Source organism: uncultured Proteiniphilum sp. (genome assembly GCF_937873925.1).
In the GTDB taxonomy this organism is placed as follows: Bacteria; Bacteroidota; Bacteroidia; order Bacteroidales; family Dysgonomonadaceae; genus Proteiniphilum.
In genome coordinates this window covers 22382-34344 of the sequence record NZ_CALNAT010000147.1, presented here as the reverse complement: position 1 = coordinate 34344, position 11963 = coordinate 22382, and the positions used below count along the sequence as shown (strand labels likewise).

Here is an 11963-nt window from a genome sequence, read left to right as displayed (position 1 = left end):
ACCTGGACAAACAGGACCAGAATCTGTTGTGCTACCATTACACCATAAGACAATGGGACTGCAAAGGTATAAAAAATTGTAACAACAAAAAAAGTTGTGCAGAAAAATTACATTGTAAATTTTGGAAATGGAATGGTTTCATTGTATTTGTTCATAATAAATATCAAACTAATTTATTAATCTGCCCATTTTCAATTTAAATCTTCCGTTTGTTGATTAAATCCAAAATATATAATATTTCGGCATCATCATTAGAATCGAATCGGATAAAATCCTCCCATAATAAGGGATAATCGGGATGAAGCATCCTGTCTTTTACCGTATTATCCGGATCGAATAATTGATAGGAATTGGATACAGAGCCTTTAATTCCCGTATGAGTTAAAGAATAAAAGGTTGTTCCCATTCCGCTATTGTACGCCTGGGAGGAAGGTACGCCGACTATGGTTGCGTTACAAACCTCTTTCAGCAGGAAAGCATACTGAAAAGCAGCGCTGAAAGTAGCTGCACTGGTTACGACGATTACTTTTGGGGTATACAATGCTTCTCCGTCTAATTCTTTCAATAAATCAATCCCGGAAAAGTCTTTACTGAAATTATTCTCAAGGTATTGTACTCTTCGTTCTCCGAGCGATAAATTTTCGTTCCAGGAGTTGAAGAAACGGCTGAAACTATAATCTCCAATAGTATACGTGGTGTTGTTTCTACTGTTATATTCTTCAATGGTGGTATTTATTTTTTCCAGAAAAGGCTTGGATAAAAGGGTAATGTATGCCGCTTTGGTGTCATATCCGAAATATGTATCCCCTTTCATCATGTATAACGAGGGAATATTTATGGGATTCCAGCCACCTCCGTTTTCACGTAAATCGATAATTAAATGGGTGGATTTATGTTGTTTCATGCTTTTAAGCATGGTATAAAATGTTTCGTTCAATGAGGGTATTTTCGTGATGGCTTCGGTATAATCTTGCGGTACTTCTCCCAAATTGAATGCCTGGTATAATATATTGAGGTTATTGGTATAATCCTGTCCCCATTGCTTTTGGAACTCAATGACTTCCCGTGAGTAGGTGGAGTTGTATGCCATCCAAACGATTTTTTTGTTTTCGTCTATATATTTATATTCAAAAGGAATTGTTTTTGATATGTTTACATTGAATAAAGAAGTGTTCGGTTGGATTTTTCGTTCGTTTAAATCTGTATATTCTATATATTCAGTTTGTTGATTAGTCCGGTTATCAAGAAAATCTAGCTTAATTCTGTTGTTGTCTATTTGTCCGAGAAGTTTTTCCGCTGAACTTTTTCGCATCAATATTTCAACTAACGATAAGTAGACGCCCGATATATTTTCGCAAGCTTTTATTGTTTGCACTCTTTTCAATAGTTCATCCAACGGAATATCATTTATAGCCGTGATTTTTAAACCATTCAGCTTTCCATTGCGGGATTGTGATACGGCCAGATCATGGTGAAGAATTTTGAATTTCATATTCAGTATTTGATCATTCGTTACATCCTGTCTGTTTTCATTCAAAATAAATGTATGTCCGTCTTGTAACGTCGAGTTGAATTTGGATATAATACTCCTGAACGCGGCCTCGTCTAATCCGTTTTCGGGAATAGAATCGATAATATTCTGAACCTCCCTGTGAAACTGGATTTTTCCTCCAAATGGACTGTATGGGTCGCAATGGACCTCTTCCAGAAAATCGATATATTCCCTGAAATCCTCAATTAGAAGATCTTTGGAATAATTGTGTTGAGCAGATAAATTATAACCGATTAAATGTAAGATGATAAACAAAACAATTTTTTTCATTTTTTTAAAAGATTAATTTGTATTATTTTGAATAACAGGTTAATATTAATTTCTCTCAATATCTTTCAATCTCTCTCAAAACTTTCTTTTCCCGGTAAAAGTCGAGTAGGGCGGCATAGACCGGGGACTCACGCAGGACAGGGGCATTGCCGACAAGAAAGAGTTGCCGGCGTGCACGGGTGATCGTTACATTGAGCTTCCTGTCTACCGTCCCGTCGTGGTTCGGGTTACAGAGAAAATTCATCTGATAAGGCTTATTCGCACAGAACGAGATCAGGATCACATCGCGCTGGCTCCCCTGATATCGCTCGACGGTATCGATCATGACCTTTTCCCAATGGGGGATTCCTGCTAACGACAGTTTGTGTTTGATCAACGCGATCTGGTTCCGGTAGGGGGCGATAATGCCGATTGCTCCGGTGTCGAACGTTTTTCCGTTCGCCTCATATACATTACGGATGGATGTCAGAAGCGCTATGATAAGGTCGGCTTCGGTCTCGTTGATCTTGTCGGACGAGGAAGGATGGCTGACCTTTCCCGTCGAAAAGAAAACGGTACGTTCTGTGGCGACCCACCGGTCAAAAAAATTGTCCGACGGGCTGTACAGCTTCCATTTTTCCGATTGCCAGTCGAGTGCGGGAAAAAGATTCCCGGAGTAGAAGCAGGTAGCCGGAAAAGCGGCGATATCGTTGTGCATCCGTCCCTGATGGGTAAGTTGTGCGTAGGCGTGATGCCACCCTTTCGCCTGGCAACGGCGCAACAATCGCTCAAAGAGAGAATCGCGGCAATCGGTAAATCCCGCTTCATGCAGCACCGGTTCATTGATCCCGGAAAATTGACGATCCTGCAACACAATGGTAGAGAGTTGATTGTGATCACCAATCATAATAAACCGGTCGAAGCGGGGCAGAAGCCCGATGATCTGCGGTTCTAATATCTGTGATGCCTCATCAATGATGGCCACATGAAAATGCTTAAGGTTGAAAAGTTCCATTCGCCCGTTGATGGAGGCAAGGGTAGAGATGTAAATACGTGTCTGCTCTATCTCGTGGCGTAGCGACTCTCTGTCTTTGGCTTTCTCCGAGATCCGTTGCAACAACCGGTGTCGGTAGGATTCGGCGCAGGAGAGTTCGGTCCCCACCCGGATATAGGCGTCGCATTCTCCCTTTTTACATCCGAAAGCGGCATTGATCGCTTCACATAACTCATCCACCGCACGGTTGGTATAGGCCAGTACCATGATGTTTTTTCCCGGTTGTGCATGATATTCTTCAATGAGGCGTCGGGCAAAGATCGATGTCTTCCCCGTACCGGGCGGCCCCACGATCAGGAAATAGTCCCGGGCGTTCATTGCTTTGCGGATAATATTTTCCGGATAGACGGTTTTTTTGGAGGCTTCTTCCTGCTCCGACAGGCTGTCGATTGTCCTGGGCGGTACCAGCCCCATCAGGATCTCTTTTTTTTTCGTGGAAGCGCCTAAAAAAGAGAAAAGACTTTTGTACATACTGTTGTAAGTGGAGTCCAGCGAATCGTGCTCTATGGCCCAAAGCGGGTTTTCTTCAAAGAAGCGGCGGTTTTTCTGCTTATAGCGGAAACGGACTTCTACTGTCTCTGCAGTGATCTGCGCAATGGTGCCTTTCAATATCTGCCGGTTCAACACCGTGTCGTTTTCATTTTCCCTCGGATAGACAATACAGATCTCACCCTCCCGGAAGTTCACAATATCGTTACCTGTCTGATTCCGGGCGAAGAGGATTGTCATATCACCTCTGGAATCATCTATGGTCAGGATGGAGAGGTCGAAAAGCACATCCAGCGCCTCGGCGCGCTCGCTAAAAGCGCTGTTCCATAACGAAGCCGTACCCGTCGGCGTTTCACAGGCAATATCCCCGATTTTCTGATGATACAACTCTCTTGAGATAAACCGGATATAGCGATAGAAAAGGGTCAGTTCCGGTTCGCTGCATTTCCACAGCAGCGCACGTATCCGTTCTATTTTTCCGGTGAAGAATGCAGGGAGTTTTTGCTCTGTGTGAAGGAGGCTGAACAGTGACCCGAACAATGCCGCCGTATCTTCATTTTCTCCCCGGATCATAGCCTGCTCATTGGTTACGACCAGGTTACGAATGTTCAGGATCGATTTCTCTAACTCGCCGTTGACCTTGGAGGCACGGAGATTTTCACCCGGACGGATCCCCGCCGAATAGAGGATGGAGGCATCCACCCCCTGCGTCTCTTTATCGAAGACAGTCTCGACCATCATGCGGTACACGGCGGTCTGCACTTCATGATTGAGCGTAATCCTGCTGTTGTCAGAAGGCGGAAACGGCAGCCTGCCCGATTTCAATTCCACAATCCGGGCATCTGTTTCTTCGGAATGGGGTTGTAACAGGTCAAGCCGTCCCTGAAAGCCGAATCGTTCGCAAAAGAACGAAGGTTCCAGCGTGCAGCAATGCAGGTCGATACTTCGTCCGGGAAAGTCGTCACGAATTACCCGTTTGATATTTTCAAACTGGCTTTGCGCTTTATTCATAAATTCCCGGAAATCATTATCGGAACGGATATCTTCACAACTGGTGTACTCGAAGGGCGACTGTTTGAACGACCGAAGGAATACATCCCTGAAGGAGACATCTTCCGGATTCTCCGCAAACACCAATTCGTCGAGGAAAAAATTCGCTAAATTTCCTAATAACAGGTAAGAACGATTCTCTTTTTCTTCAAATTTATTGCGGAAATAATGGAGCGGGGATATCGAATAGTCCTGAAAACATTCTGCAATAGCGGAAGCATCGATCAGGTAATCAGGCTCAAGGATGATATAATTAGGGATGAGAAAACCATCCCCATCGATAATACAATCTATCAGATTCAGATTCGCCCCTTCCTGAAATCTTTCCACTGAAGTATCAAAAGCGCTGTTCTCCGGTGAAATGCCGTATCTGGCAATCAATGCCGTACCTGGATTCTCTGTCGTTACGCAGATAAGCAGCTTTCTCTCACGATCCGCCTTAAGGAGCTGGACGCGGATAACATCGGTTGAAATATTTGGTGGAAGGAGCGAAAATTCAGTCATACAAGGTCAGAAGATTTTAGGTAGAAAGATGATGATTCCCACCGTCAATGCAGCCACCACAGCAATCAGAACAGCCGCGGCGGCAAGATCCTTGACTTTTTTGATAGTGGGATGGATCTCTTTGTTGCAGGTATAATCCGACAGCCTTTCCAAAGCGGTATTCACCGCCTCCATCGAAAATACGGTACCGATAACAATAATGATGGCAAGCCATTCTCCGCCGGAGATCCTGAACACGCATCCCAGTGTAATGGCGATGATTGCCGCTATCAGGTGTATCAGCGCATTGGGCGTCTCTTTGAACAGCAGACGCAGACCTCTGAAAGCATGCCCGAAAGAGAGAATTCGTTTTTTTATATAGGACATTATTTTAGAGTAAAGAACCATGACGATTTATTGATTAGCTGATTTACCGATTTCCCTATTAGCCGATTAATAAATCAACGAATTATTAAATCAGTCTATTCTCAAATCGAAAATCCGCATTCAAATTTACAAAATTTGTCTGTTCCGGCAAAAACAATCCCGTCTCGAGATAAACGGTGCGGCTCACAAAATATACACTTTAAGTATACGGAAATCGATCTCAACAGACTTGTTTATAGATCATTTGTCTTTTTTTTGATTTTTATTGCATATATTTGGGAGAAAGTAGTAATATTGCGCATTATTTAAGAGTAAGCGGTAATTTTAACAGAAACGGCAGTAACATTTACACTATGAATGATAACACAATCGACAGTCTAAGAGAGGCATTAAAACACTCTCCTGACAATGCCCCTTTAAGACAGTTATTGGCTGACACGTTATGGACGTTGAACAGAGTTGAGGAAGCAGAAACGGAATACTCAATGCTACTAAAACTCACTAACGACAACAAAGCGAAAATCGGACTTGCTAAAGTGTTTTTCAAAAAGGGTAGCTATTCGGCTTGCAATGTGATTTTAGAGGAAGTAATTGACAATGGGACGAGTGATATAAATGTATTTACACTTTATGTAAAAGGACTTTTGAAAGAAAATTCAACAGCTAAAGCAATTGAGGCATACAAAAAAGCATTAGCCATTGAGCCAAATTACTTTGACGAAGAACTTGACAACCAATTACGACTAAGAGGCAGGGATGAAATTACTGGAACAGATGAAGAAGCTGACAGCCGGTTTTTACAAAAGCCGAATATCAATTTCAGTGATGTGGGTGGTATGGAGGTGGTGAAGAAAGAAATAGAATTAAAAATTATCAAACCGCTTCTTCACCCTGAACTTTACAAAGCCTATGGTAAAAAAATCGGTGGTGGCATTTTGCTTTATGGTCCACCCGGATGCGGTAAAACATTTATTGCCAAAGCAACAGCGGGACAAGTGAATGCGAAATTTATCAGTGTTAGCTTGAACGATATTTTAGATATGTGGATAGGTAACAGCGAAAAAAATCTACACGACATTTTTGAATTAGCCCGGCATAACATCCCATGCGTTTTATTCATTGATGAAATAGATGCCTTAGGAGCAAGTAGGAGCGACATGAAACAATCAAGCGGCAGACACTTAATAAATCAATTTCTACAAGAACTCGATGGGATCAATAGCACCAATGAAGGAGTTTTAATTATCGGAGCAACAAACACACCTTGGAACTTGGACCCTGCTTTTAGACGACCGGGCAGATTTGACAGGATTGTTTTTGTTCCACCACCTGACGAAACAACAAGAGAATCAATTTTAAGACTGAAACTAAATAACAAGCCGATAGAAACGATAGATTTCCGGGCCATTGCAAAGAAAACAGAACATTATTCAGGTGCTGATATTGACGCAATTATTGACCTTGCCATTGAGGAGAAATTAGAGGCATCTTTCAATGATGGTGTTCCAAAACCCCTTGCAACAGGCGACTTGGTAAGTGCATTGAAAAAACATAAGCCAAGTACTCAGGAGTGGTTTTCAACAGCTAAGAATTTTGCCATGTTTGCAAATGATTCAGGACTTTATGACGACATTTTAACATACATGAAAATAAAAAAGTAACATGACAGAAGATAACAGACTATCAAAAATTGAAATTCTACTTCAACAGAAAAAATTTGCGGAAGCGGAGAAAATCCTTTCAAACTTGCTTGTAGAGGATTCAAACAATATTCATTTCCTGTCATTGCTTGCAGAAGTATATTATCAGCAAGACAAATTTGATAAGGCAAATAGTATAATTGATAATGCAATCGGGCTGTCGCCCGATGTCCCGTACTTATTTTATATCAAGTCTCGGATTGCTATTCAACAGGACAGTTTAAGTGAAGCCGAGCTATTCATAGACCAAGCCATTGAATTAGACCCGTATGATGCGGACTATTTTGCTTTGTTAGCAAATATCAAGTTGGGTCGTAAACAGTTTATTGATGCCCTTGAAATCGCAAACCGGGCTTTAGAAATTGATGCACAAAACTTATTAGCACTTAATACAAGAAGCACAGCCTTAAACAAGCTCAATAGAAATGAGGAATCATTTGAAACTATTGAGAGTGCATTGCGAGAAGAACCGAACAATGCTTACACCCATGCTAATTATGGCTGGGGTTTATTGGAAAAAGGAGACCACAAAAAAGCATTGGGACATTTTAAGGAAGCACTAACTAACGCCCCGACTTTTAAATATGCCCAATCAGGTATGCTTGAAGCATTAAAGGCGACAAATCCCGTCTATCGCATTTTTCTGCAGTATTCTTTTTGGATAAGTAATCTAACGGCAAAATATCAGTGGGGTGTTATTATAGGATTTTATTTAGGTTTTAGAGCATTAAAAACAATTGCTCGCAATAACGAAGCACTTCAACCCTATCTAATACCTTCAATAATTATACTTGCCCTTATTGCATTCTCAACCTGGGTTATTGCTCCAATAAGTAATTTATTCTTACGATTCAATAAATACGGACAATTGCTTCTGGACAAAAAGGAAAAAATGAATTCAAACTTCGTGGTTGTAAGTTTAGGAGTATTTATTGTTGGAATACTTCTATATTTTGCATTATCAGACGAAATATTTTTAGCTATTGCCTCATTCGGATTTGCCATGATGTTACCATTAAGTACAATGTTCTCTCCTTCAAAAAATAAATATGGACTATTGACTTATACCATAGTTTTGGGAATTGTGGGTATCATGGCAATAGGACTAATTTTTTCTACAGGCGAAATATTTAATTTGATGACAATAATTTTTATTTTAGGATTTGTTGGTTTTCAATGGGTTGCAAACTATTTACTAATCAAAGAGAATAACCAGTAATAAGAAGAAAGAAGAACGTGGGCGGACAAATAAGAGTAACGCCTTTGATTTGAGTTTCAATGACAGCCGGCAGTCAAAAGAATTATTATAGGACGAGAAATCTTTACAGGCTTCAAACGCTGTTAGTAAGTGAACATGATACTGAAATCTGGCAAAAAGGAGGTAGCGTAGGTTGAGTTACTACCTTTCAACGGCATCGAACAAACACCACAAAAAAAGGAAGTGAGAAATGAAAAAACTGGGGTGAAATTTATTAACTACAAGACTAACAATCCTGATTTATTTTGGACAAGACCTGAATAATAAAGAGGAAAAGAGAGAAAGTGGCAACTGTAATTCATTGGAAGTACAATACCTAATAGTTATATGAATTATGCCGGTTTCAAAAAATCATGTAAATTTGTAGAAAATAAAAGTTCAATAAATTTAGTCGTTTTCTGCACTCGACATAGTCAAAACAAGTTTTGCCTCTGTATTCGTTTACCGAAAACGTTCCTGTTAATTTGGAAAAAACTATGTCCCAATCCTGTCCCCTTTGCGGAAAAAACAAACCGGAAGAAACGGTCTTTTGTGATGATTGCACAAAGAAGATCCATACAGAGTATGAAGTAGATATTCCAGAGGAGGCCGGGATGAAACCCGGAGAGAAGAAGGTGAGAGTGGAACCGGAACCGGAATCAAAACTGGAGCCAGAACCAGTGCCGGAATTAGAGCCAGCGCCAGCGCCGGAAAAAACGGTGCCGAAGAAGAAAAAGCGGGTAGGGGCTCCGGTGCTGTTTATATTAGTGATCGCTCTTCTGTCAGGCGCCTTCTTTGTATATAACGCAACCATCCGGAAAAGCAACTTAGAGCGGAGCGGTTGGGATGCAGCGGTAAAAACAAATTCGGTAGAGGGATATCTTGTCTATATGGAAGCACACCCCCGGGGAGCGCATTTTGATGAAGCACAGGCAGGCCTGCTCAGGCTGAAATCGGAAGAAGCCACGGCATGGGAAAGGATGAAAGAGACACACAACGTGACCGAGCTGCGTGATTTCTTAGACCGTCATTCCGGAAGTCCCTATACCCCATTGGTGAAAACAAGACTCGATTCGCTTGTATGGATAGGAACCTTACACACGAATACGGCAGAGTCCTACTCCGACTATATCCTGTTGGCGGAGAACGGCGGGGTCGGAGGCGATTATATTGCAGAGGCCCGGAAAAGGTATGAGTTGCTTTTCAGATCGCCATCCACCGATGCAGCTGTATTGGATACCATCCGTACTACAATAGACGGTTTCTTTGTATCCCTTTCCTCCCTGAACCACAGTGGAATGTTTCGTTATCTGGCGCCTACCGTATATCGTTTTTTTGACTCTGGTACCGCTACCCGTGAAAGGATCACGGGTGAATTGCTTGTTACCGGTGCCCAAACAGAGGGGGCGACCCTGCAATTTGTTCCGGATCTGGAGTCCGTACAGTATGAGGTGATGAATAACAACCATTATAAAGTCAATGTACCGCTTCAGAAGACCTATCCGAAGGATGGCGCCACGGTGCAGGAGCATGGATATATTGTGCATATGGAACTTGATCCGTTTTTTCAGATTGTCAGCATATTTGAGACGAAACCCTACCCCGAAGCGCCATAGTGTCAATAGTAATAAATGCTGTACAGGACAGGAATCCGGAAAACTAATTTCATTCCTGTTTGTTAAAGAATATCTATGGAATTTCAACTCACATCAACCTATCAACCTACCGGTGATCAGCCGGAAGCGATCGCGGCGCTGGTAGAGGGACTGCGACAGAAAGTCCCCTATCAGACCCTGTTGGGTGTTACCGGATCGGGAAAAACTTTTACAGTGGCCAATGTAATTGCGCAGGTGAACAAACCCACCTTGGTGCTGAGCCACAATAAGACGCTGGCAGCACAGCTTTACAGCGAGTTCAAAAGCTTCTTTCCGAACAATGCGGTGGAGTATTTTGTCTCCTACTACGACTACTACCAACCCGAAGCCTATATCCCGACGACCGATACATATATTGAAAAGGATCTCTCCATCAACGATGAGATCGAAAAACTCCGGCTCGCCGCTACCTCTTCGCTGCTTTCGGGAAGGAGCGATGTGATAGTGGTTTCTTCCGTTTCCTGCCTTTATGGTATCGGTAATCCCGAAGATTTTAACAAGACCACCATCGATGTCCGCGAAGGACAGGTGATGGAGCGCGACCAATTATTGCGCCTGTTGGTGAACAGCCTCTACTCTCGCAACGAAACGGCCGACTTCAACCGGGGAAATTTCCGGGTGAAAGGCGACACGGTAGATGTGTTTCTGGCATACCACGATTATATTATTCGCGTTATCTTCTGGGGTGATGAGATAGAGAGCATCGAGTCGGTCGATCCGCTGAACGGGATCACCATTGAGCGGTTGGATTCTTACCGCATCTTTCCCGCTAACCTTTTTGTCACCACGCAGGAACGTATTAACAGGGCGGTGGATGAGATACAGATCGACCTGGGAAAACAGGTGGAATTCTTTCAGTCCATCGGAAAACCCTATGAAGCCAAGCGGCTCTACGAAAGGGTAACCTATGATGTGGAGATGATCAGGGAGATAGGCTTCTGCTCCGGGATAGAGAACTACTCGCGCTATTTTGACGGCCGTGATCCCGGCACACGCCCTTTCTGCCTGCTCGACTTCTTCCCCGATGACTATCTCACTGTCATCGACGAAAGTCATGTCACTATCCCGCAGATCCGTGCCATGTACGGTGGCGACCACTCCCGCAAGATGAACCTTGTGGAATTCGGCTTCCGGCTTCCGGCAGCGATCGATAACCGACCGCTGAAATTCGAAGAGTTTGAGGCGATTACCCCCGAGATCATTTTTGTGAGCGCTACCCCTGCCGATTATGAACTGGAAAAATCAGAAGGTATCGTAGTCGACCAGTTGATCCGCCCTACAGGACTACTCGACCCGCCTATCGATGTGCGCCCGAGCCTGAACCAGATCGATGACCTGATGGAAGAGATCCGGCAACGGGTAGAGAAGAATGAACGCATATTGGTTACCACCCTTACCAAACGGATGGCCGAAGAACTGACCGATTACCTGACAAAAAACGGTGTGAGGTGTAACTATATCCATTCCGATGTAGAGACATTGGAAAGGGTGAAGATCATGGACGAATTACGGAGCGGGCTGTTTGACGTGCTGATCGGCGTGAACCTGCTGCGTGAAGGGCTGGATCTGCCCGAGGTGTCGCTGGTGGCGGTGCTCGATGCAGATAAGGAGGGATTTCTCCGCTCGCATCGTTCCCTTACCCAGACTGCCGGCCGTGCGGCACGCAACGTGAACGGAAAGGTGATCTTCTATGCCGACAAGATGACGGACAGCATGCGGATAACTATCGACGAAACCAATCGCAGGCGTGAAAAACAAATAAAATATAACGAAGAGCACGGCATCACACCGCAGCAGATAAAGAAGGCGCGCTCATCAGCATTGACCAAAGAATACAGAACAATAGCTGAGGCCCGGGCATACGTAGAACCGGATTATTATGCACTGGCGGCCGAACCGATAGCAGACTACGCTTCGACCGATGACCTCAAGAAAAAAATTGAACAGACCCGGAAAGCCATGATGACAGCCGCAAAGAAATTGGAATTCCTGGAGGCTGCGCAATTGCGTGACCAGTTGATCATGCTGGAGGAAAAGCTGAAATAATGTGCTAATGAGACTAATGTGCCAATGTGAATAATGTGGTAATGTGATAATTTTTAAATTT

General features: G+C 43.3%; 7 protein-coding genes. 4 read left to right on the top strand and 3 right to left on the bottom strand.

Going from position 1 to position 11963, the window contains the following annotated elements; all coding sequences use genetic code 11:
* Positions 1-196: 196 nt before the first annotated feature.
* From Q0502_RS09890 to Q0502_RS09880, 3 genes are read right to left on the bottom strand one after another with little or no spacing between them, the layout of a single operon-like run.
* Positions 197-1822 carry a S41 family peptidase gene (locus Q0502_RS09890; protein ID WP_298650138.1) on the bottom strand — a complete coding sequence of 542 codons (1626 nt, stop codon included), beginning with the start codon at positions 1820-1822 and terminating at the stop codon, positions 197-199.
* Positions 1823-1877: 55 nt separating this feature from the next.
* Positions 1878-4898: an AAA domain-containing protein gene (locus Q0502_RS09885; RefSeq protein ID WP_298650135.1), complete on the bottom strand. Its 3021-nt coding sequence runs from the start codon at positions 4896-4898 to the stop codon at positions 1878-1880.
* Between the two features lie 6 nt (positions 4899-4904).
* Entirely contained in the window at positions 4905-5264 is a 360-nt protein-coding gene (locus Q0502_RS09880) for a diacylglycerol kinase family protein (protein WP_298650132.1), read from the bottom strand.
* A 353-nt stretch (positions 5265-5617) separates the two neighbouring features.
* Between Q0502_RS09880 and Q0502_RS09875 the strand changes: the two genes are divergently transcribed.
* The 4 genes from Q0502_RS09875 to uvrB all read left to right on the top strand — a co-directional run bounded on the left by Q0502_RS09875 (position 5618) and on the right by uvrB (position 11902).
* Positions 5618-6925, top strand: coding sequence for an AAA family ATPase (locus tag Q0502_RS09875; RefSeq protein ID WP_298650130.1), 1308 nt, complete (start codon positions 5618-5620; stop codon positions 6923-6925).
* Between the two features lies 1 nt (position 6926).
* Complete coding sequence (locus Q0502_RS09870; RefSeq protein WP_298650127.1) at positions 6927-8183, top strand: tetratricopeptide repeat protein; 1257 nt, start codon at positions 6927-6929, stop codon at positions 8181-8183.
* A gap of 515 nt (positions 8184-8698) precedes the next feature.
* Positions 8699-9817 (top strand): hypothetical protein, encoded by a 1119-nt coding sequence (locus tag Q0502_RS09865; RefSeq protein WP_298650125.1) that lies wholly within the window; start codon positions 8699-8701, stop codon positions 9815-9817.
* A gap of 75 nt (positions 9818-9892) precedes the next feature.
* Complete coding sequence (uvrB, locus tag Q0502_RS09860; RefSeq protein ID WP_298650122.1) at positions 9893-11902, top strand: excinuclease ABC subunit UvrB; 2010 nt, start codon at positions 9893-9895, stop codon at positions 11900-11902.
* Positions 11903-11963 lie beyond the last annotated feature (61 nt).